The organism is Fictibacillus barbaricus (genome assembly GCF_031457135.1).
Lineage (GTDB): Bacteria > Bacillota > Bacilli > Bacillales > Fictibacillaceae > Fictibacillus > Fictibacillus barbaricus_A.
Window position 1 is genome coordinate 666,914 of sequence record NZ_JAVDWA010000003.1, and the last position, 20,934, is coordinate 687,847.

General features: G+C 41.2%; 23 protein-coding genes. 5 read left to right on the top strand and 18 right to left on the bottom strand.

Annotation, left to right across the window (positions count from 1 at the left end):
- The first annotated feature begins 207 nt into the window (after window positions 1–207).
- Window positions 208–405: a hypothetical protein gene (locus tag J2X07_RS12270; protein ID WP_310258993.1), complete on the top strand. Its 198-nt coding sequence runs from the start codon at window positions 208–210 to the stop codon at window positions 403–405.
- A 75-nt stretch (window positions 406–480) separates the two neighbouring features.
- Entirely contained in the window at window positions 481–822 is a 342-nt protein-coding gene (locus J2X07_RS12275) for a DUF1722 domain-containing protein (protein ID WP_310258994.1), read from the top strand.
- 98 nt (window positions 823–920) lie between these two features.
- Here J2X07_RS12275 and J2X07_RS12280 read toward each other — a convergent pair whose 3' ends face one another.
- The 14 genes from J2X07_RS12280 to J2X07_RS12345 all read right to left on the bottom strand — a co-directional run bounded on the left by J2X07_RS12280 (window position 921) and on the right by J2X07_RS12345 (window position 13,826).
- Entirely contained in the window at window positions 921–2,585 is a 1,665-nt protein-coding gene (locus J2X07_RS12280; protein WP_310258995.1) for a glycerol-3-phosphate dehydrogenase/oxidase, read from the bottom strand.
- A gap of 273 nt (window positions 2,586–2,858) precedes the next feature.
- A complete protein-coding gene (gene glpK / locus J2X07_RS12285) occupies window positions 2,859–4,361 on the bottom strand; it encodes a glycerol kinase GlpK (RefSeq protein WP_310258996.1) in 1,503 nt (500 codons plus the stop codon).
- 21 nt (window positions 4,362–4,382) lie between these two features.
- A complete protein-coding gene (locus tag J2X07_RS12290) occupies window positions 4,383–5,210 on the bottom strand; it encodes an MIP/aquaporin family protein (RefSeq protein ID WP_310258997.1) in 828 nt (275 codons plus the stop codon).
- Window positions 5,211–5,421: 211 nt separating this feature from the next.
- Entirely contained in the window at window positions 5,422–5,967 is a 546-nt protein-coding gene (locus tag J2X07_RS12295; RefSeq protein WP_310258998.1) for a glycerol-3-phosphate responsive antiterminator, read from the bottom strand.
- 570 nt (window positions 5,968–6,537) lie between these two features.
- Window positions 6,538–6,945 (bottom strand): F0F1 ATP synthase subunit epsilon, encoded by a 408-nt coding sequence (locus J2X07_RS12300; RefSeq protein WP_310258999.1) that lies wholly within the window; start codon window positions 6,943–6,945, stop codon window positions 6,538–6,540.
- A 22-nt stretch (window positions 6,946–6,967) separates the two neighbouring features.
- Entirely contained in the window at window positions 6,968–8,356 is a 1,389-nt protein-coding gene (gene atpD / locus J2X07_RS12305; RefSeq protein ID WP_310259000.1) for a F0F1 ATP synthase subunit beta, read from the bottom strand.
- A gap of 59 nt (window positions 8,357–8,415) precedes the next feature.
- Window positions 8,416–9,270, bottom strand: coding sequence for an ATP synthase F1 subunit gamma (gene atpG / locus J2X07_RS12310; RefSeq protein WP_310259001.1), 855 nt, complete (start codon window positions 9,268–9,270; stop codon window positions 8,416–8,418).
- Window positions 9,271–9,507: 237 nt separating this feature from the next.
- Window positions 9,508–11,007, bottom strand: a complete 1,500-nt coding sequence (atpA, locus tag J2X07_RS12315; RefSeq protein WP_310259002.1) for a F0F1 ATP synthase subunit alpha — start codon at window positions 11,005–11,007, stop codon at window positions 9,508–9,510.
- A 19-nt stretch (window positions 11,008–11,026) separates the two neighbouring features.
- Window positions 11,027–11,578, bottom strand: coding sequence for a F0F1 ATP synthase subunit delta (locus J2X07_RS12320; protein ID WP_310259003.1), 552 nt, complete (start codon window positions 11,576–11,578; stop codon window positions 11,027–11,029).
- Complete coding sequence (gene atpF, locus J2X07_RS12325; protein ID WP_310259004.1) at window positions 11,575–12,099, bottom strand: F0F1 ATP synthase subunit B; 525 nt, start codon at window positions 12,097–12,099, stop codon at window positions 11,575–11,577. The genes J2X07_RS12320 and atpF overlap by 4 nt, the downstream gene beginning before the upstream one ends.
- 109 nt (window positions 12,100–12,208) lie before the next feature.
- Window positions 12,209–12,424 carry a F0F1 ATP synthase subunit C gene (gene atpE, locus J2X07_RS12330; protein ID WP_310259005.1) on the bottom strand — a complete coding sequence of 72 codons (216 nt, stop codon included), beginning with the start codon at window positions 12,422–12,424 and terminating at the stop codon, window positions 12,209–12,211.
- 80 nt (window positions 12,425–12,504) lie between these two features.
- Window positions 12,505–13,215: a F0F1 ATP synthase subunit A gene (gene atpB / locus J2X07_RS12335; RefSeq protein ID WP_310259006.1), complete on the bottom strand. Its 711-nt coding sequence runs from the start codon at window positions 13,213–13,215 to the stop codon at window positions 12,505–12,507.
- Between the two features lie 6 nt (window positions 13,216–13,221).
- Window positions 13,222–13,608, bottom strand: a complete 387-nt coding sequence (locus J2X07_RS12340; protein ID WP_310259007.1) for an ATP synthase subunit I — start codon at window positions 13,606–13,608, stop codon at window positions 13,222–13,224.
- Window positions 13,605–13,826, bottom strand: coding sequence for an AtpZ/AtpI family protein (locus J2X07_RS12345; RefSeq protein WP_396194111.1), 222 nt, complete (start codon window positions 13,824–13,826; stop codon window positions 13,605–13,607). Before J2X07_RS12345 ends, J2X07_RS12340 begins: the two co-directional genes overlap by 4 nt.
- 302 nt (window positions 13,827–14,128) lie before the next feature.
- Here J2X07_RS12345 and J2X07_RS12350 point away from each other — a divergent pair, with 302 nt between their 5' ends.
- Complete coding sequence (locus J2X07_RS12350; RefSeq protein ID WP_310259008.1) at window positions 14,129–14,527, top strand: DUF3889 domain-containing protein; 399 nt, start codon at window positions 14,129–14,131, stop codon at window positions 14,525–14,527.
- Between the two features lie 293 nt (window positions 14,528–14,820).
- Here J2X07_RS12350 and upp read toward each other — a convergent pair whose 3' ends face one another.
- The 3 genes from upp to J2X07_RS12365 form a co-directional block, all read right to left on the bottom strand.
- Window positions 14,821–15,450 (bottom strand): uracil phosphoribosyltransferase, encoded by a 630-nt coding sequence (gene upp / locus J2X07_RS12355; protein WP_310259009.1) that lies wholly within the window; start codon window positions 15,448–15,450, stop codon window positions 14,821–14,823.
- A gap of 600 nt (window positions 15,451–16,050) precedes the next feature.
- Complete coding sequence (locus tag J2X07_RS12360) at window positions 16,051–16,797, bottom strand: ABC transporter permease (protein WP_310259010.1); 747 nt, start codon at window positions 16,795–16,797, stop codon at window positions 16,051–16,053.
- Window positions 16,794–17,711 carry an ABC transporter ATP-binding protein gene (locus tag J2X07_RS12365; protein ID WP_310259011.1) on the bottom strand — a complete coding sequence of 306 codons (918 nt, stop codon included), beginning with the start codon at window positions 17,709–17,711 and terminating at the stop codon, window positions 16,794–16,796. Before J2X07_RS12365 ends, J2X07_RS12360 begins: the two co-directional genes overlap by 4 nt.
- 215 nt (window positions 17,712–17,926) lie before the next feature.
- Here J2X07_RS12365 and J2X07_RS12370 point away from each other — a divergent pair, with 215 nt between their 5' ends.
- On the top strand, window positions 17,927–19,027 hold the full coding sequence (locus J2X07_RS12370; RefSeq protein ID WP_310259012.1) for an acyltransferase: 1,101 nt from the start codon (window positions 17,927–17,929) through the stop codon (window positions 19,025–19,027).
- Between the two features lie 23 nt (window positions 19,028–19,050).
- Here J2X07_RS12370 and glyA read toward each other — a convergent pair whose 3' ends face one another.
- A complete protein-coding gene (gene glyA, locus J2X07_RS12375; protein WP_310259013.1) occupies window positions 19,051–20,286 on the bottom strand; it encodes a serine hydroxymethyltransferase in 1,236 nt (411 codons plus the stop codon).
- Window positions 20,287–20,485: 199 nt separating this feature from the next.
- Between glyA and J2X07_RS12380 the strand changes: the two genes are divergently transcribed.
- On the top strand, window positions 20,486–20,932 hold the full coding sequence (locus J2X07_RS12380; protein WP_310259014.1) for a hypothetical protein: 447 nt from the start codon (window positions 20,486–20,488) through the stop codon (window positions 20,930–20,932).
- Window positions 20,933–20,934: the final 2 nt, after the last annotated feature.

The following is a 20,934-nucleotide window of genomic DNA, read 5'->3' on the forward strand; positions in this document are numbered from 1 at the left end:
AACTCAGAATTTTTCAAATTGTGAAACCGCTTTAATTATAACAAATTCCAAATTTTGTGTCGATGAAACCTATTTTGAATATATTCACTTTAAAAAGATTGTTACCTTATTTTTCTACAGAAAAGTTCACAATCCTGTAATTTCTAAATGGGTTTATTTAGAAAATAAGCAGTATGATTAAAGTGAAAAAGTAAGGGGGAAGTTATTATGAATTTATGGTGGATCGCATATTTTTTAATTGTTGTGATTTCAATAGGCGGCTTAGTGGGCACAATCTTGATTTCCCGCACACAGGATGAGAAATACAGCAGCTCTACAAAAGAAAACCTCGTACGGCTGACATCTATTTATGCGGTATTAATCGTCATTTCATTGATTGCACTTGCTCTTTATGTATATATGTAATACAAGCCTTTTTAAGGAGTGATTCTTATAAAAAAAGAAACCGAATTACAATGGGCCAGCGAGAAATACACGATAATGGCAAAGGGTTATGCTTTTTATAAGGATATTCAAGGAAAGATGCGGGACGCTGCGGCTGATGAGGATTATAGGGAGATTCAGCAGCTGATTGCAAAATACAAAAGTAATCCGTATCAGGTGAAAGCAATGGTAAATACACTTGAGCATGTCTGGGGTTATTTTAAAAAATCAGCGGAAGAAGAGGATAAAAAACACTTTTTTTCCTTACTGCATCAATTAAGTGCTTCTGAGATTGAAAAGATGGATGATATCCCTAATGAAATGATGCTCTTTCTTCACTATTTGCTTGAAAAATATCCATCAGACTACTTAAAGCAATCTACATTTATTAAAAAATAAGGATGTTCCCATCAATTGTGCGGGAACATCCTTTTGTTTATAAAAAATCAGAAAAAAAGAAAAAACCTGCATCTCTACAGGTTTTCTCCCCTTTCATCCTACGCTTTCATCGCTTCAATTGACAGTCTTAACTGCTCTTCAAACGCTTCAGCATGTTCGTGTTTTTGGTCTTCCGTCCAGCTCAATTTATCTGCCATACAGTTGATGACGCCTTCTTTCCATTTGTAGACCGTGTCGATATCAAAGTATAAAGCAGAGATACGGCGGATTAAAAAGTCGGAAGGTGTTGATGCCATTTCATAATCCAGTGCATATAGAAGTGATGCATATAAACTTCTAGGAATGTTATAAGCTTTGGCTTCTTCTCCTCGCTCTTTTAAGAATCCGTAAACGACATCAATGTTTGTTCCGTAACGCTGAACAAGCTCGCTTGCCTTCGCTTCTTCTAGCCCTAAGCCTATCCCTTCCTGCACTTTCGAACGGAAAAAGTCAGCAAAGTTTTCGCTGCCGCCCATTTTACCGCCGGACAACTCCATATGTTCTGTTCGGCAATCCGGGAATTTAGTATCATCCTCATCATTAAGCTGATCGCGAACAATATCCACTACTTTTTCAGCCATTTTACGGTATCCAGTAAGCTTCCCGCCTGCAATCGTCAGCAAGCCTGACGGCGAATGGAATACTTCATCCTTTCTCGAGATCTCAGAAGGACCTTTTTTCGGTTCATGGATCAGCGGTCGCAGACCAGACCATGATGATTCCACGTCATCACGTGTAATTTTTACATCTGGGAACATAAAGTGGATCGCATCCAGCACATAATTTAAATCTTCTTCTGTCATGCCAGGGTTCGCAAGGTCTCCCTTATAGTCCGTATCTGTTGTTCCTACATAGGTTTTTCCTGCTCTAGGAATCGCAAACGCCATACGGCCATCTTCTGTATCAAAATAAACAGCTTGCTTCAGCGGGAATTTTGACCCATCGATGACAAGGTGGATTCCTTTTGTATGGTGAATTTCTTTTCCCGTTTTCGAGCGGTCTTCCTCACGAAGCATGTCAACCCAAGGGCCTGTCGCATTGACGATCTTTTTCGCATAGATCTCATGTGTTTCACCTGTTAGCTGATCTTGAACTTTTGCTCCGATTACTTTTTTACCGTCGTAAATAAAGCCTGTAACTTTCGTGTAGTTAACAGCTGATGCACCGCGAGAAACAGCTTCTTTCATAATTTCAAGCGTTAGCCGGGCATCGTCTGTTTTGTACTCTACATAATAACCGCCGCCTAATAGTCCGCGCTTTTTCAGCAATGGCTCATGCTTCAGTGTATCTGAAGCTGAAAGCATTTTTCGGCGTTCTTTTCGTTTTACACCTGCTAAAAAGTCATATACTTTCAAACCGATTGAAGTTGAAAATTTACCGAATGTACCATTTTTATAGATCGGAAGAAGCATCCATTCAGGCGTTGTTACATGCGGTGCATTTTCATAAACAACCGCACGCTCTTTCCCTACTTCCGCTACGAGCTTGATTTCGAACTGTTTTAAATAGCGCAATCCGCCATGGACGAGTTTTGTTGAACGGCTGGACGTACCCGCAGCAAAATCCTGCATTTCCACAAGTCCTACTTTCATTCCGCGTGTTTGTGCATCTAATAAAATACCTGCACCCGTTACGCCGCCCCCGATTACAAGCAGATCGAGCTTTTTCTGCTTCAAATTCTGTATAGTCTCTTGTCTTTTATAGGTTGAAAATGCTGATGCCATTTTCTCTTCACTCCTTATCTATTTAAACCGTTGGGGTCAATTTGCTACATGTAGTTTTCCCGTAAATCTTAACAGCAAACAAAGAAAACCTGGCTGTTGGCTTCTGTCAGTCTTTGCCTGCGGACAAATTATTCCTTATTGACAGTACAAAAAAAGACCACAAGAACCCCGCATGTATTGTACGAGGTTTTGTGGTCTCTCCTGATCTCCAACCGGTCCGATATTAACTTGACTATAGTATAACGCAATATCAATCTTTTTCAAGTCATATACTTATTTTTGTTTTTTATAAGCACGAGTTGCTTCTACAGCGTTCTTCCAGCCGTTATAGAGGTCGTTGCGTTCCTCTTCTTCCATATTTACGTCGAAATCTTTGTCTACTTTCCACTTTTCTGCGATTTCGTTTCGATCTTCCCAGAAACCTACAGCTAGACCTGCTAAGTAAGCTGCTCCAAGTGCTGTCGTTTCGTTAATCTTAGGACGTTCAACCGGAACATCTAAGATATCGCTTTGGAACTGCATAAGGAAGTTATTCTTAACAGCCCCGCCATCTACACGCAATTTTTTAAGCTCGATGCCAGAATCGGCTTCCATCGCTGTCAGAACATCTTTTGTTTGATAAGCCAATGACTCCAGTGTCGCACGAATAAAATGTTCTTTTTCCGTTCCTCGCGTTAATCCAAAGATCGCACCACGGGCTTCTGAATCCCAGTAAGGTGTTCCTAATCCTACGAAAGCAGGAACAACGTATACACCATCAGTTGATGAAACGCGTTCTGCATACTGTTCACTGTCAGCTGCATTTTTCAGCATGCGAAGTCCGTCACGAAGCCACTGAATCGCAGAACCGGCTACAAAGATACTGCCCTCAAGCGCGTATTCTACTTTGCCATCGATTCCCCAAGCGATCGTCGTAAGCAATCCGTTTTTAGATGGAACTGCTTTTTCACCTGTGTTCATGAGCATGAAGCAGCCTGTTCCGTACGTGTTTTTCGCCATTCCTTTTTCATAGCAAGCTTGACCGAACAGTGCTGCCTGCTGGTCGCCGGCGATTCCTGAGATTGGAACATTTGTGTTGAAGAAATGATAGTCGATCGTTTCCCCATAAACTTCTGAAGACGATTTTACTTCTGGAAGCATCGATTTCGGTACTCCTAAAATCTCAAGCAATTCGTCATCCCATTTAAGGTCATAAATGTTATACATCAACGTTCGTGAAGCGTTTGAATAATCTGTAACGTGTGATTTACCGCCAGTCAGCTTCCATACGAGCCACGTATCGATCGTGCCGAATAACAGATCCCCTTTTTCCGCTTTTTCTCTTGCTCCTTCTACGTTATCCAGAATCCATTTTACTTTTGTTCCTGAAAAATAAGCATCGATCAGCAAGCCTGTTTTTTCGCGGAATTTATCATTGTGTCCTTGTTCTTTTAACTCTTCACAAATATCCATCGTCTGGCGGGATTGCCATACAATCGCATTATAGACTGGTTTTCCTGTGTTCTTATCCCACACTACAGTCGTTTCGCGCTGATTCGTAATTCCGATTGAAGCGATTTCTTTCGGGTCCGTATCTGTTTTGGAAAGGACTTCTGCCACAACGGCCAAGATCGTTCCCCAGATTTGTTGTGGATCGTGCTCTACCCAGCCTGGCTTCGGAAAATGCTGCGTAAATTCTTTTTGGGAGATTTCAACGACTTCTCCTGCTTTGTCAAATAGTATAGCTCTTGAACTTGTCGTTCCCTGGTCGAGTGCAATGATGTATTTTTTCTCCATACTAAAACCTCCTCGTGTATTTTAGTTTTCGATTTTATTTCCATGCGGAAGTGCATGTGTTCCTCTGTTTCCTAACATAAATGTAATTCCTAAAATTCCTAGTGAAACGATTGTCCAAATCCAAAAAAGATTTGTCACTTTTCCAGTAAATACAGCTTGGTAAAATAATGCGCCAAACACTCCGCCTAATACAGGGCCAACAACCGGAATCCATGAATACGTCCAGTTTGATCCGCCTTTTCCAGGTATCGGTAAAATAAAATGTGCTATTCTCGGGCCAAGGTCACGTGCCGGATTGATTGCATAACCTGTTGGTCCGCCAAGTGATAACCCAATCGCGACGACTAAAAATCCAACGATCAATGGGTTTAGTCCGTCTGTGAATTTATTCGCTCCGATTGATAAGATTCCTACTAACAAAACGGCTGTCCCGATAAATTCCGATAATAGATTAGAAAATGTATGCGGAATCGCTGGGTCAGTTGAAAAAACGCCAAGCTTTACCGCAGGATCATCGGTTGCTTTCCAATGAGGCAGGAAATGGAAGTAGACTACCATTCCGCCAAGCATTCCGCCAAGCATTTGTCCGATTATATATTTTGGAACGTCACTCCAGGCAAATTCACCAATTGCGGCAAGTCCAAGCGTAACTGCCGGATTAAGATGTGCACCACTAAACTTACCTACAGCATAAACAGCCATCGCAACGGCAAGTCCCCATGCAAGGGCGACGACAATCCATCCTCCGCCCTCAGCCTTTGATTTAGTCAAGGAAACGTTTGCAACAACGCCGCCACCAAATATGATCAAAATCATTGTTCCGATTAGTTCTCCCATGAATGCTGACATGACTTTTCCTCCTTATGCAGACGAAATATATTTTCGTAGTATAGTTTATTTTTGTAAACGTGTTCATAAAAACAGAAAGAGACCCAGCAAAAGACACCTATAGTTTTGCTATAAGTTACCTCTTGTGAATCTCCATGTTCTCCGTCACGTTTATGAACTTGTCTCCATTATACCAAGGATGTAAACGTTGTCAAATTATTTTAGGAGAACATTAAATCCAAAGCTGAGGATTTGATGTTGTGACTGCTTCAGCCCCGGCTTCAAGTGCTTCGGTAACATTTTCCACTGTTCGAATGAGTCCCCCCGCAATGACAGGAATACCCGCCTCTTTCCGCACCTCTTTTATTATTTCCGGCATGATGCCAGGCAAAACCTCTAAATAGTCTGGCTGTGCCCTTTCAATAACTTTATAGCTCGTCTCAAGTGCCAAAGAATCAAGTAAAAATAAGCGTTGTACCGCAATCATGTTCTTCTTTTTTGCACGGATAATACAATTGGAACGAGTCGAGATAATCCCTGCCGGTTTCATCTCCTGCGCCAAAAACTCGACCGCGTATTCATTCGCTTTTAATCCATTAATGAGATCCAGATGAACAAGTACTTTTTTTTCATGCTCGTTCGCCATCGAAATCATAAATTTCAGCTGGCTGATATGCGTATCCAAACAAACGATATATGTATATTTGCTTTTAAGCAGTTTTTCAAAATCCCGCATTTTTCTTGCTGCCGGGAGTATGGATTGGCCAAGAAAACTCATAATTTGTTCCTCCAATAGTGTGTTCGATGATTGAAAGAACACTTTTTATAGATTTCCCCACTAACATCATTTGTAAAACGCCTGTTTTACGACATTGTACAGTTTTCGCACTATGAGAATGATTTCGCGGCTGCCGAATAAGACTTTTGATAAAAAAGTTTGTAAAGTTGAACGAAAAAAGGAAAACTTGGCGGATGCCAAGTCTCATTATGGAATAAAACGCACTAAAGCAAAGATTTTTGGCAAAAAATTGTCTTGAAAACGTAGATCTGCTGGTGAATCATTGAATAATTGCTCATAAATAGGGAGCTTGGCGGGTGCCAAGCGTCATTTTGGAGAGTTGTTCGTCACTTGGAGCCATGAATCTCACGAGAAATCACAATAATCTCACGGGTTTTCCTGATAATCTCACGAAAAAGTACCATAATCTCACGGAGATGAGCCATATACTCCCGAGTCGACATCATTTGAGGAGATTCGAACTCCAACCACGCTCAACGACACGCTACAAAAACAAAAAAACCTCCAGCTCACGTTAAATGAGCAAGAGGGTTTTTCATATATGAGTTATTATCTTTTAGCAGCTACATCGATACGGTTAACCGCACGCTGTAGTGCAAGCTCTGCACGAAGTGAGTCTAGCTCATCTTGTTTGTTGCCTGCGAGACGCTGTTCGGCACGTTCTTTTGCTGCACGTGCACGATCCAGCTCGATGTCGCCAGCAACTTCAGCAGCTTCTGCTAAAATTGTAACTTTTTCAGGTCGCACTTCAATAAATCCACCGCTAACGGCCACGTATTGTGTTTTCCCGTCAACCTCGTGCACACGCACGGCGCTGATCGTTAAAGGAGCTACAAGAGGGATGTGACCTGGAAGAATTCCAAGTTCCCCACTTTTTGCTTTCGCGCTGACCATTTTCGCATTTCCTTCAAACACAGGACCATCAGGGGTTACTACGCTGACTTGAATGGTTTTCATCCAATCTTACCCCTTTCAGGCATTAGGCCAAAGTTTTTGCTTTTTCAAGAGCATCCTCAATAGAGCCTACGAGATGGAATGCTGATTCCGGAAGATCATCGTATTTTCCTTCAAGGATTTCTTTGAATCCACGAACTGTATCTTTAACAGGAACGTATGAACCTTTTTGTCCTGTAAATTGTTCTGCAACGTGGAAGTTTTGGGACAAGAAGAACTGGATACGGCGCGCACGGTGTACAACTAGCTTGTCATCTTCTGAAAGCTCGTCCATACCAAGGATCGCGATGATATCTTGAAGTTCTTTGTAGCGCTGTAAAGTAGCCTGTACTTTACGTGCTACTTCGTAATGCTCTTCTCCAACGATTTCAGGAGAAAGTGCACGAGAAGTTGATGCCAATGGATCTACCGCTGGATAGATACCCATAGCTGTTAATTTACGCTCAAGGTTTGTTGTTGCATCTAAGTGAGCAAACGCTGTAGCTGGAGCCGGATCCGTATAGTCATCGGCAGGTACATAGATGGCTTGGATAGATGTTACTGAACCTTTTTTCGTAGATGTGATACGTTCTTGAAGCTGACCCATTTCAGTTGCAAGTGTCGGCTGGTAACCTACCGCTGATGGCATACGGCCAAGAAGGGCAGATACTTCAGATCCTGCTTGCGTGAAACGGAAGATGTTATCTACGAAGAAAAGAACGTCTTGTCCTTCTTCATCACGGAAGAATTCAGCCATTGTCAAACCAGAAAGAGCGATACGTGCACGTGCTCCAGGAGGCTCGTTCATTTGTCCGAATACCATTGCCGTTTTTGCGATAACACCAGAGTCGCTCATCTCGTGGTAAAGGTCATTTCCTTCACGAGTACGTTCACCAACACCTGCGAATACGGAGATACCTCCGTGTTCTTGTGCGATGTTGTTAATTAGCTCCTGGATAAGAACGGTTTTACCTACACCCGCACCACCGAAAAGACCGATTTTTCCACCTTTTACGTAAGGAGCGATAAGATCAACTACCTTGATTCCTGTTTCAAGAATCTCAGTTTTTGTTGTTAATTCTTCAAAAGAAGGTGCTGAACGGTGAATCGGGTCGCGGCGAACATCTGCCGGTACTGCTTCACCAAGGTCAATGTGATCACCTGTTACGTTAAATACGCGGCCAAGTGTTGCACTTCCAACTGGTACAGAAATCGGTTTCCCAGTGTCTGTGATTTCCATCCCACGAACAAGACCATCCGTTGAATCCATTGCGATTGTACGAACCATGTTATCACCAAGGTGAAGTGCTACTTCTAGTGTTAAGTCAACACCCTCAGCGCTAACAGTTAAAGCGTTAAGCAATTCTGGAAGCTGGCCTTCAAACTTTACGTCAACGACCGGTCCAAGAATTTGAGTAATATAGCCTTTATTCATCGGTTTCCCTCCTATCTTACTTTGCACATGATGCACTTTAAGACTTTTTTTATTAAAGTCTATTCAAGTGCTGCTACACCGCCGACGATTTCCGTAATTTCCTGAGTGATGGCTGCCTGACGCTCACGGTTATACGAGAGGTTCAATTGGCCGATCAGTTCATTAGCGTTATCCGTTGCATTTCTCATCGCTGTCATACGAGAAGCATGCTCGGCTGCTTTAGCATCAAGTAAAGCACCATAGATCAAGCTTTCTGCATATTGAGGAAGAAGCACTTCGAGGATCTCATCCTCTGATGGTTCATACTCGTAAGAAGAACTTGATTTTTTTCCTGAAGCGACATCTGTTAACGGTAAAAGTTTCTTCTCCGTCAGATCGCTCTGAATGGCACTTACATAATGGTTGTAATACATGTAAAGTTCATCAAACGTACCGTCCGTATAAAGACCGACTGCCTTCGATGCGATCGCCTTAATTTCAGCAAAGGATGGCTGGTCTGCCACACCTGTAATACTGTCCAATATAGACATCTTACGGCTTTTGAAAAAGTTTACACCGACTTTACCGACTACGATCAATGCATACTCGTCAGGTGACTTGTGACGCTCTTGAATCGTACGGTAAACGTGACGCAAAATATTTGAGTTATAAGCTCCTGCCAATCCACGGTCAGCTGTAATGACGAAGTAACCCGTCTTTTTAACCGGCCGTGTTAAAAGCATGGAATGTTTAGCGTTGCTTCCAGATGCGATGCTGCTGACCACTTCCTGGATCTTGTTCACGTAAGGGCCAAATGCGCGTGCATTTTGCTCAGCTCGGTTTAGCTTAGCAGCTGAAACCATCTCCATCGCTTTTGTGATCTGCATGGTCTTTTTGGTTGAGTCCATGCGGGCTTTGATATCTTTTAATGCCATTCATTTTCCACCACCTTTTAGCGGAGGTTTAAAACTCGTGCTAACATTCCTGTCGTATTTCTGCGTTCACTTGTTTCTCCGGTTCTCATTTAGCGAACTAAATTCCGATCCTCGAAACTGCGTCGCCTTGAACTACTCCGACCTGTTAACCCAAGTTTTAAACAAACCTTATTATTAAGCTGGTTGCAGGGTACGGGTTTGCCGTACCTCTGCTTTTGGGTCTATTTATAAAAAATCTTACGCGAATGTCTTTTTGAATGCTTGAATTGCTACGTCTAGGCTGTCGTCTTCTGGAAGTTTACCTTTTGTCTTGATTGCATCAAGAACGTCTTTAGAGTTTGCTTCCATGTGTGCGTATAGAGCTTCTTCAAAGCGGCTTACATCTTCTACAGCTACATCATCGATGTAACCGCGAGTTAATGCAAACAAGATGGCAACTTGGTGCTCAACTTTTAGCGGCTTGTGAAGTCCTTGCTTAAGTACTTCAACAGTACGTGCACCACGGTTAAGTTTTGCTTGAGTTGCTTTATCAAGGTCAGAACCGAACTGAGCAAATGCTTCAAGCTCACGGTATGAAGCAAGATCCAGACGAAGTGTACCAGATACTTTACTCATCGCTTTAATTTGCGCTGCTCCCCCTACACGAGATACGGAGATACCTGCGTTAATCGCCGGACGAACACCGGAGAAGAACAAGTCAGATTGTAAGAAAATCTGTCCGTCTGTGATCGAGATAACGTTTGTTGGGATATAAGCAGATACGTCAGATGCTTGCGTTTCGATAAACGGAAGCGCAGTGATTGATCCGCCGCCTAGCTCGTCATTCAACTTCGCTGCACGCTCTAATAGGCGTGAGTGAAGGTAGAAAACGTCCCCTGGATAAGCTTCGCGGCCTGGAGGACGGCGAAGCAGCAATGAAAGTTCACGGTATGCAGCAGCTTGCTTAGAAAGATCATCATAAATGATCAATACGTGCTTGCCATCCCACATGAACTCTTCAGCCATAGATACCCCAGCATATGGAGCAAGGAACAACATTGGTGCAGGCTGTGAAGCAGATGCTGATACAACGATTGTGTAATCAAGCGCTCCGTGTGAACGAAGTGTTTCTACAACGCCCGCAACTGTTGATTCTTTTTGTCCGATCGCTACATAGATACAGATCATATCTTGATCTTTTTGGTTAAGGATCGTATCGATCGCTACAGCTGTTTTACCTGTTTGACGGTCACCGATGATAAGCTCACGTTGTCCGCGTCCGATTGGCACAAGAGCGTCAATCGCTTTAATACCTGTTTGCAAAGGCTCATGAACGGATTTACGCGCCATTACGCCTGGTGCTTTTTGTTCGATCGGGCGAGTCTTAGTAGTTGCAATTGGACCTTTGCCATCGATAGGCTGTCCAAGAGGGTTAACTACACGGCCAAGAAGCTCTTCACCTACAGGAACTTCCATGATGCGTCCTGTACGTTTTACTTCGTCACCTTCACGAATTTCTTGGTAAGGCCCAAGAATGATGATACCTACGTTGTTTTCTTCAAGGTTTTGGGCCATACCCATAACACCGTTAGAGAATTCAACTAGCTCACCAGCCATAACGTTATCTAATCCATGGGCACGGGCAATACCGTCACCGACCTGGATAACTGTACCCACATCATTAACTTCGATCTCAGATTGATAGTTCTCAATCTGTTTTTTTATTAAAGCACTGATTTCTTCAGCTTTAATGCTCATGAATTTCACCCCTATCCTTCTAGCTTCCGTGCGAAGCTAATTGACGTTCCATTCGATTCAACTTTCCGCTGATACTGCCGTCAAAAATACGGTTACCAATACGGATCTTAACGCCTCCAACTAGTGAAGGGTCAACAATATTATTAATGCGCAATGCTCTTTTACCGACTTTCGCAGCAAAGGTTTGCTCCATTTTTTGCAGTTCATCGTCTGTTAAAGGACGAACAGAGTAAACTTGTGCGTCGGCGATGCCTTGTGCCTCATTTGCTAATTCAATGAACTGTGCCGCCATTTCTGTGATAAACAGGTAACGGTTGCGATCTACCATTAGGAAGATCGTGTTCATTACTGGTGTTGAAAGTTCAGCCCCAATGCTCTCTTTGATCAATTCTTTCTTTTGACCCTTCGTAACTTTAGGGTGAGATAAGACTTTCTGAAGGTCTTTGTTGCTCTCTAAAACATGTTTCACAACACGAAGTTCTGCCACAGTTTCTTCAAGTTTCGCAACTCCAGCCACTTCATAAAGTGCTAATGCATAACGTTTTGCTACGATTACTTTATCTTTGCTCATCGAGACTCGCCTACCTCTTGAAGGTATTCGTTAATGAGCTTCTCTTGACTGCTTTCATCAAGTTCTTTTGCAATCACTTTAGAAGCGATCTTAACGGATAAAGCAGCAACTTCTTGACGAAGTGTAGCAACCGCTTTTTCTTTTTCAGAGGCAATCTCAGCTAATGCACTTTCCTTCACACGCTCAGATTCTTCACGGGATGCTTTAATGATAGCTTCACCTTGAACTTCGCCTTGTTTTTTCGCATTATCGATAATAGCCTTTGCTTCTTCGCGTGCCTTTTTCAACTCTTCAACTTGCTCTTCAAGATAGCGTTTTGCTTCTTTACGAGAGTTTTCAGCCGCATCAATCTCACTGCTGATATGTGATTGGCGCTCCTTCATGATCCCCATCAACGGGCCCCAAGCGAATTTGCGCAACAATACTAATAGGATTAAAAATGCAGCCAACTGGTAAACGATATCACCTGTGTTCAAGGCTGGGTGTTCACCTGCAGCAGCACCTAGAATTAAGAATTGCACAGCATTTCCTCCTTTCAGTCGTCATACATAAGGAATGGCGAAGGGTAGTCCCATACACGGAAACTTGCTTCGCCATTATAGAAATCATAATAAACAATGCTTGTTATGATTATTTAGATCCAAGTGCGATAAACGCAATAACTACACCGATGATTGGAAGTGCTTCAACTAACGCAACCCCGATGAACATTGTTGTTTGAAGAGTACCACGTAATTCTGGTTGACGAGCGATCCCCTCAACTGTACGACCTACGATTAAACCGTTACCGATACCAGCACCAAGTGCCGCTAGACCTACCGCGATTGCAGCTGCAATAAGATTCATGATAAAATTTCTCCCTTCTGATTCCCCAAAAAATTTTTATGAAAATTCGCTTCTATATAGAAGCTTGATATTTCCCAAGATTAGTGATCGTGGCTCACTTTGTGTGCCAGGTAAACCATTGTCAGCATCGTAAAGATAAATGCCTGGATTGCTCCTACGAAAACGGAGAAACCTTGCCAAACGATCAATGGGAAAATCCCAAGAACGCCTGCAAAAATACCGATTTTCGTTAATCCTACTAAAAGTGATAAAAGCATCTCACCTGCGAATATGTTTCCGTAAAGACGAAGACCAAGCGTTAATGTGTTCGCAAATTCTTCAATGATCTTTAGCGGGAACAAGAACTTCATTGGTTTGAAGTACTCTGCTCCATATTCTTTGAATCCCTTCATCTTTACACCGTAATAGTGTGAAAGCACCACTACCATAACTGCTAGAGTTAATGTAATAGTCGGGTCTGCAGTAGGTGATTTCCACCATAAGTTTCCATCCACAGCTACTGCAAAAGGTAATCCCAGCATGTTGGCGACAAAAATATACATAATAAGTGTAAGTCCTAAAGCAAGAAAACGTCCGCCAGTTTGCCAGTCCATTGTGCTATTGATGATTCCTTTTACGAAATCGACTACCCATTCAAGGAAGTTTTGCATTCCACCTGGTCGCATTGACAAAGTTCGAGTAGCCAGTACCGCAATAAGGAAAACAATAACGGATGAAACTGTGATCATCAGTACGTTAGACATGTTAAATGTCAAACCGAGAAATTCTTTTGTAACTGCACCATGTTCCATCTATGTTCACCTCTTTTCCTTTGGAGTACGTATAGCAATAGTTAGTGAATCTATTAACATGATAATGTAGATTGAGACCAATCCAACTACCACACTTAATAAATGAAAATGTTCTGGGTATTTCATCGCGATGAGCACCGCTAACCCAGCGAGCATGAGTCTGGAAAGTGAACCGAGCGTCTTCACTTTTCTTTTTTGGATAACGGCTTGTCCAAGTCGTTCGATTTTTGCATACATACTCCATAAATTATAGAGGCTGAACACAGTCCCGAGAGCTAGTCCTAAAAATATCGACTTATAGGGCGTTACCGCATAACCGAGGAAAAAAATTGAGAGTACATATAGCGTGTACTTTATGTATCTAAAGAAAACTGATTTGTACTCATTCATCATTGCCCGTCCCCTGAAAACTTCGATATTAAGCGGATCATTCCGAAAACACCTGTTCCAAGACCTAGAAACAACCCGATGATAAGGAAAAGTGGAGTCGTACCAACGGCTTCATCCAGCCATTTTCCTCCAAAAAGTCCAATTAAAATACAACCAACAAGCTGAGAAAGAATGCCAGTCATTAAAGCCATTGCTTTATAAGGGCGTTTCCCGTTGCTCATAAGGCGGACTCCTTCCATTTCGGAAATAGGTAATATTTTCATCAAGAAAATTTATGCAAAACCCTTGAAATGACAAGAATGTAAACCTTACCATATTCCCTTTGTAAGAATACAATAGTGACATTTCTATGTCAACGACTTACGGGACGGTTTATTAAATAAATTGTGGAAATTTTGTGGCTTGTTTTATTTGTTTATTATTCACTTTGTTTACTATCTTCTTACATCTTTTGCTTCTATCTGAATAAATAAACCTATTTGATAAATACTTACATTAAATATATGGAAGGAGCTTAATTATAATGAAGCAGAAGGCAACCATTTTTATGATTATTTTTGCTCTTTTTTTATCAGTTGGCTGTATGAAAAAAGAAGAAAAGAAAACTTCAATGCCTAAAAGAGAAAATATGGGTACGTACGATGCCCAAAACAGAAATACACCATTGAACGTCGACACGAATTTGAGCAGAAAAGATTATGCCAAGTGGGGCAAGCTTGCGCTGGAGGAAACGAAAAAGGAATATCCGAACAGCCGTATCAGTGATTATCAGTACGACGTGCGCCGTATCGCTCCTGATGGAACAATCACCGACTGGTTCGATTTCACCGTTTATCAAGAGAATAGGAAGCATCTCGTTAAAGTCGGAGTTATGCATACAAAAGACAAGCTAATGGATTATAAGTTCGAGGAAAGAAGCTAAATAAGAAAAAGAGCGCTAGTTCATGGTATGGAACTAGGGCTTTTTGCATTTTTATTGAGTAGCGAACTCGATTTTGGGATGTAAACTGTCACTTGATCGGGAATTCCACACTTTTGATATATAATCCCAGACTTTTTACTTATCATCCCAGACTTATTTGGGATGATCCCACACTTTTTCTCCGGAATTCCACACTTTTAACGAATAAACCCGCGAGCCTTCAATTTTCGACAACCCTTCACTGCCTCATAAAAAAATCCCCCAGAATTCATCTGAGGGATTTTAACATTGTTTTATTTCGTTCCGAACAATCGGTCACCTGCGTCACCTAAGCCAGGAACGATGTATCCGTGGTCGTTTAATTTTTCGTCTAATGCTGCTAAGAAGATATCAACATCCGGGTGCTCTTCTTGAATGACTTTTACACCTTCTGGAGCTGCAACTAAGCACATGAGCTTAATGTTTTTAGCGCCGCGGTTTTTAATAGATGTGATCGCTGCTGAGGCAGATCCGCCTGTTGCCAGCATTGGATCGATGACGATGAAGTCGCGCTCTTCCACATCTGTTGGAAGCTTTACGTAATATTCAATCGGTGTTAATGTCTCAGGGTCGCGGTATAAACCAACATGTCCAACTTTTGCAGCCGGGATCAATTTAAGGATACCATCAACCATGCCAAGACCCGCTCTAAGGATCGGTACTAGCCCTAGTTTTTTTCCGGCGATTGTTTTCATTGTTGCTTCAGCTACTGGCGTCTTTACGGTTACTTCCTGTAGTGGAAGGTCACGTGTAATCTCAAATGCCATCAGCCCCGCTACTTCGTCTACAAGCTCGCGAAATTCTTTTGTACCCGTGCGTTCGTCTCGAATGTATGTTAACTTATGCTGAATTAACGGGTGGTCCAGGACGTATACATTACTCATGTTAAAGCACCTCTCCTTTATGTAACTTTATTCTTTTCGTTCATTTCTAAAAGCATCTCTAGAATTGTACAGAAAATCCTCATTCACTTCAAGCGAAATCAAGATAATATCAATAAAGGTTTTGACTCCAAATTTTTCATATTTACTATTCCCGTTTTTAACGGATGAAACTACCAAAAGTGATTTGTATCGGTTTCCTGTTTTACGGTACGTATTTTTTATCCTGTTACAAGATTGCTCATAGAAAATAGGTTTTTGCTCGTAGAATCTGGTTTTTGCTCATAGAAATTGGGTTTTTACTCATAGAATCTGGTTTTTGCTCATAGATCTTTGACTCTCACTCATAGGAACAAATCATTAAGATACTGAAAAGCAGAAATCTTGTTTCCCCTCATAAATCGCGCTTGTTTACCATTAGAAGTAGTAATAGAACAGATTCCCATCGCGAATTTCACCTTTTTTCATTTTTATATTAAGTTTTACCTTATATTTTGTACTGTTTTATAAAATCAGAACACAAAAATGGGACTGTCCCAAGTGTCAGATCAACTGACTAGTGACAGCCCCTAGCTTTTTTGCTTTTAGCGAATTAGGATTGGCTTATTCGTTTTTCCCGCTCCACCTGAAAAATTTTGATGCGAGGAAAATGGATACGACAGATATCCCGAGTAGAACTAAAGCTGAAGTCTGATGCTCCCAGATGGGACCAGTGTTCCATGACGCCCTCATCAGATCAATCACGTAATAAAGAGGCAATATCTTTGCGACATATTGCAGCACATTCGGCATAGCATCCAGCGGAAACGTAGCACCTGACAAAAACAGCATTAAATTTAAAAATAACGAACTAATCGCAGCTGCCGTTTGGGTATTTTTCGCTAGAGAAGTAATAAACAAGGCAAACGGAAAAAAAGCTGCTACAGCTAAAACAAGAGCAATCAACGTACTGCCTAAATAACGGGGTGCATGCAAATCTAACATCAAACTTCCAAAAACGATCAATACAACCGCAGATAGAGAGAAAATTACCGTGCCTTGTACCGTATGGGCAAATAATATTTTCCAAGGTGCTATCGGTGTAGATTGATACCTTCTCAGAACACCTGTCTCACGATAACCGGTCAGTACCGTTCCTAATGTAAAAAAGGCTGTCGTAACAATATTCACACCGATCCAAGAAGGAACAAAATAGCTTGCAAAAGTCATATTTCCATAATCTTGGTTGCCAAACATCGAACCAAACAGCCAAATCATGAGAACAGGAAATAAAAAAGTCCAAAATACCTGTACTTTTTCACGAAAGAACATTTTCGTTTCGAGAATTGTTAAACGCCATAAAGCCGTCATGCCGTTTGACCTCCTTCCAAATAATGAACGAACAGATCATCCAGCGTACCCCGTTCAAATTTAAAGTCCGAGATATGATAATGTCCTTCTTCTGCTTCTTTAAAAAGAAGATATGAACAGCTTTGAAGATTTTCTGCGTAAACTTTGATCGTATCTGATAGTTCATCATGTTCGACTTTCATGATATCCGGCATCGCTTTTAAAATTTCAACCGGAAAATCAGGACTGCGAAAGCTTACATATTGGGAGGAAATGTCTTCTACTAAACGATTCGGTTCATCCAGGGCACGAAGCTCTCCGTTGTAGATCATCGCTACTCGGTCGCAGAGTTTCTCTGCTTCTTCCATGTAATGAGTCGTTACGACAATGGTCGTTCCTTCATCACGCAGTGAGCGAATAATACTCCACATCTCCCTTCTTGCATGAGGATCGAGTCCCATACTCGGTTCATCTAAAAAAAGGATATCCGGCTTATGTAAAGTCGCAAGGGCTAATGTTACTCGCTGTTTCCATCCACCTGATAAGTCATCAAAATACTTGTTCATTTTTTCTTCGAGACCTAATAGTTTGATGATCTGATTGTTCGTATTATTTTGATCATAAATCGAGCCAAAAAGCTGTATCGCTTCTTTTACCTTCATCTTTTTCTGAATCGATGTTGCCTGAAATTGAACACCGATTCTGTTGTTTAATTTTTTTCGTTCCTTTTCTGGATTCATTCCTAGAACTAAAACTTCTCCTTCGTCTTTTTTACGGAGACCTTCTAGTATTTCAATCGTGGTTGTTTTTCCTGCACCATTCGGCCCGATAATGCCGAATATTTCACCCTTTTTAACGGAAAATGAAAGATTGTTTACAGCCTTTGTCGACCCGTACCTTTTACTTAAATTGTTAACCGAAATAACTTCTTCCACGTTCACCACTCTCCTTACCATAATCTTTCAATATTTATTCAGAATTTTCCTTTTTATTATCTTCTTAATAAATCCGTCATTACTCTGATTTAAAAGAGGGTGAATCCCTTTTATTTACAGTGATTGAACCCTAGTTTTATACAAATCTTCCACGAACGGTATAGAAGTGAAATAATTAAACGGTTTAAATAAATTTTTCTAGAAAGGGTGTAAAGGTGAATACACTAAAAAACAACAAAGAATATTTCAATGAAATTCACTTTTTAAGAGCATTTGCGTGTATCGGTGTACTTTTTGTGCACATTTCAGCCACCTATTTCACTCAAGCTGGAGAAGTATTCAATTCGTTTACGTACTTTTTTAATCAGATCGGCCGTTTCGGAACACCGACATTTGCAGTCATTAGTGGCTTTTTGCTTTTTAATCAAGTGAATAAAAGAGGGTTTAAATTTAAGAAATTTGTGGTTTCCCGGACAACGAAAATTATCATGCCATTTGTGGTCTGGAGTATTTTTTATCAATTCGTAACTGTATTTCTTTTAGGTGGAAAGCTTCCAGAGGATTCTAAGGTTCTATTGTACAACTTCACAATGGGTGAATCTTTTTACCATCTCTATTTTATGGCGATTGTTGTTCAATTTTATTTACTATTTCCGCTCCTGCAGTTCATACGAAACGGTTTTGGCTGGTGGATTGGTTTAATCGTATCTGCAGCGGTCAGTCTTTACTTTTCAAACGTAACGGAGATTCCTTTTTTTACAGGTATTCTTGAAAAAGTCATTATCGATAAGGTATTTCTATTACATTGGATTTTTTACTTTGTATTTGGCGGGTTCATGGCTTATTATTGGAAGCCGATCTCTGCTTGGTCTAAAAAATATTCGCATGTATTAGCTCTATCCGTTGTAGCTATTTATGTAGGAGCAGTAGTTGAATATAAAATGATTGGATCAATTTCATCACAAAGAGAAACGAATTTGATCAACATTCCTTTATTAAGCTTTGCAACGATTGGCTTATATTATTATTTAGCAAAGGTTGACTGGGTAAAAAGCTCTCTCCAAACAATCGGGCAGTTTTCTATGGGAATTTATTTAATTCATCCTTTTACCTTAATCATGCTGAAAAAAGTTCTTCCTGCTGACGTTTGGCAGACCGAGATGATGCCGATTATGTTCTTCGTCGTCTTATTCGGCACACTCGCATTTGTAAAACTCATCCAGCAGCTGCCTAATCATCAATATATCATTCCGATTCCTGCTAAAAGAAAGAGCAATAACCAAACGGATATACAAAGAAAACCAGTTTCTGCTTAGAAACTGGTTTTCTTACTTCTATTTTATTCGTAAAGCTTATATTTACCTGCTAGTTGTTCTACTCGTGCTTCTGCTTCTTTTAGTACGGTTTCATCTTCCACGTTTTTCAGTACTGAAGCCATGATTGATGCGATTTCATCCATATCTTCTTCTACAAATCCGCGTGATGTAACAGCCGCTGTTCCGATACGGATTCCGCTTGTTACAAAAGGGCTTTCTTTATCGAATGGAATCGTGTTTTTGTTTACTGTGATTCCGATATCATCCAAGGCTTTTTCAGCCACTTTCCCTGTTAACGCAAGCTCGCTCACGTTGATCAGGATCAGATGGTTGTCCGTTCCGTCAGAAACAAGTGTCAGTCCTTCTTTTTTCAAAGAATCTGCAAGACGTTTTGCGTTTTTCACGATTTGTTCTGCATATTGTTTAAACTCATCTGTTAACACTTCACCGAACGATACCGCTTTTGCAGCGATCACGTGCATTAATGGTCCGCCTTGGATTCCTGGGAAAATCGACTTGTCGATTTTCTTCGCGTACTCTTCTTTACATAAAATCATACCGCCGCGAGGTCCGCGAAGTGTTTTATGCGTTGTTGTTGTAACAAAGTCTGCATATGGCACTGGGTTTTGGTGAAGGCCAGCTGCAACAAGTCCTGCGATATGAGCCATATCTACCATCAGGTAAGCTTCAACTTCATCTGCAATTTCACGGAATTTCGCGAAATCGATCGCACGCGGATATGCACTTGCACCTGCAACGATCATTTTAGGACGATGCTCAAGCGCTTTTTGGCGAACATCTTCATAATCAATTACGTTCTTTTCTTTATCAACACCGTATTCAACAAAGTTGTATTGAACACCGGAAAAGTTTACTGCACTACCGTGAGTTAAGTGGCCGCCGTGAGAAAGATTCATCCCAAGAACAGTATCACCCGGTTCTAAAACTGTGAAGTAAACGGCCATGTTTGCTTGTGCACCTGAGTGCGGCTGAACGTTCACATGATCCGCACCGAAAATTTCTTTCGCACGGTCTCTTGCAAGGTTCTCTGTCACATCGACATGTTCACAGCCGCCATAGTAGCGGCGTCCCGGATACCCTTCTGCGTATTTATTCGTTAATACGGAGCCTTGAGCTTCCATTACGGCTTGGCTTACAAAGTTTTCAGAAGCAATTAATTCTATTTTCGTACGCTGGCGATGCAGTTCGTCCATGATGGATTGATAAACTTCTTGATCAGCTGATTGTAAATGTTTCATTTTTCGCTTCCCCCTCACCTTATGTCAAAAGTTATTTTGATAGTAACATACCTTCTCTATATTACACATTTCTGCTTCAACTTGTAAGGGTTTTGCGACATCTTTCATAAACGTTTGAAAATTCATTTATTTGTATACGTTTTCCGTGATATGATGGACTAAACAGAGAGAAGAAGATTGTAAAGGGGTGTCATACATCATGATGAAAAAGTGGTTTGGAGCGAGCCTCCTAATTTTAGTACTAGCCTTAACAGGTTGCAGTGAGGATAAAGCAAAAACAGAAGAAAAACCGAAGTCTGAGCAAAAAGAAAAAAACACAGTCGCTGAAGATATGGCAAAACAGCAGGCAAAAGTCATCAAGCACATGAAAGATACTGCGGTAGAGCTAGATCCAAAAGCATTAGAAGCCGATTCGAATGCCTATGACAAAAAAATTATTAAAGCAACAGGTAAAGTGAATTCAGAAGCCCAAAAAATGGGCGGCAGCTTTGAGTTCAAAGTTGGCGAAACGAAATACAAGGTTATGAATTTTACGATGGACTCATCCATTGCCCAAGGTGCTGAAATTACCATCTACGGCAATGTAAAAGATGGAAAAGATCCTAAAACTGGCTTAACTACCTTAAATGCTACTTATGTAGAATAGAA

Bases quoted from the DNA above. Each gene is read 5' to 3' on its own strand.
- J2X07_RS12350 (WP_310259008.1), top strand. From the start codon at position 14,129: ATGAAGCAGAAGGCAACCATTTTTATGATTATTTTTGCTCTTTTTTTA.
- J2X07_RS12270 (WP_310258993.1), top strand. From the start codon at position 208: ATGAATTTATGGTGGATCGCATATTTTTTAATTGTTGTGATTTCAATA.
- glpK (WP_310258996.1), bottom strand. From the start codon at position 4,361: ATGGAGAAAAAATACATCATTGCACTCGACCAGGGAACGACAAGTTCA.
- glyA (WP_310259013.1), bottom strand. From the start codon at position 20,286: ATGAAACATTTACAATCAGCTGATCAAGAAGTTTATCAATCCATCATG.
- J2X07_RS12320 (WP_310259003.1), bottom strand. From the start codon at position 11,578: ATGAGCAAAGATAAAGTAATCGTAGCAAAACGTTATGCATTAGCACTT.
- J2X07_RS12360 (WP_310259010.1), bottom strand. From the start codon at position 16,797: ATGACGGCTTTATGGCGTTTAACAATTCTCGAAACGAAAATGTTCTTT.
- atpD (WP_310259000.1), bottom strand. From the start codon at position 8,356: ATGAATAAAGGCTATATTACTCAAATTCTTGGACCGGTCGTTGACGTA.
- upp (WP_310259009.1), bottom strand. From the start codon at position 15,450: ATGAGTAATGTATACGTCCTGGACCACCCGTTAATTCAGCATAAGTTA.
- atpA (WP_310259002.1), bottom strand. From the start codon at position 11,007: ATGAGCATTAAAGCTGAAGAAATCAGTGCTTTAATAAAAAAACAGATT.
- J2X07_RS12345 (WP_396194111.1), bottom strand. From the start codon at position 13,826: ATGAGCAACGGGAAACGCCCTTATAAAGCAATGGCTTTAATGACTGGC.
- J2X07_RS12290 (WP_310258997.1), bottom strand. From the start codon at position 5,210: ATGTCAGCATTCATGGGAGAACTAATCGGAACAATGATTTTGATCATA.
- J2X07_RS12340 (WP_310259007.1), bottom strand. From the start codon at position 13,608: ATGATGAATGAGTACAAATCAGTTTTCTTTAGATACATAAAGTACACG.
- atpG (WP_310259001.1), bottom strand. From the start codon at position 9,270: ATGGCATTAAAAGATATCAAAGCCCGCATGGACTCAACCAAAAAGACC.
- J2X07_RS12280 (WP_310258995.1), bottom strand. From the start codon at position 2,585: ATGGCATCAGCATTTTCAACCTATAAAAGACAAGAGACTATACAGAAT.
- J2X07_RS12300 (WP_310258999.1), bottom strand. From the start codon at position 6,945: ATGAAAACCATTCAAGTCAGCGTAGTAACCCCTGATGGTCCTGTGTTT.
- J2X07_RS12295 (WP_310258998.1), bottom strand. From the start codon at position 5,967: ATGAGTTTTCTTGGCCAATCCATACTCCCGGCAGCAAGAAAAATGCGG.
- J2X07_RS12380 (WP_310259014.1), top strand. From the start codon at position 20,486: ATGATGAAAAAGTGGTTTGGAGCGAGCCTCCTAATTTTAGTACTAGCC.
- J2X07_RS12275 (WP_310258994.1), top strand. From the start codon at position 481: ATGGCAAAGGGTTATGCTTTTTATAAGGATATTCAAGGAAAGATGCGG.
- atpE (WP_310259005.1), bottom strand. From the start codon at position 12,424: ATGAATCTTATTGCAGCTGCAATCGCGGTAGGTCTAGCGGCACTTGGT.
- atpB (WP_310259006.1), bottom strand. From the start codon at position 13,215: ATGGAACATGGTGCAGTTACAAAAGAATTTCTCGGTTTGACATTTAAC.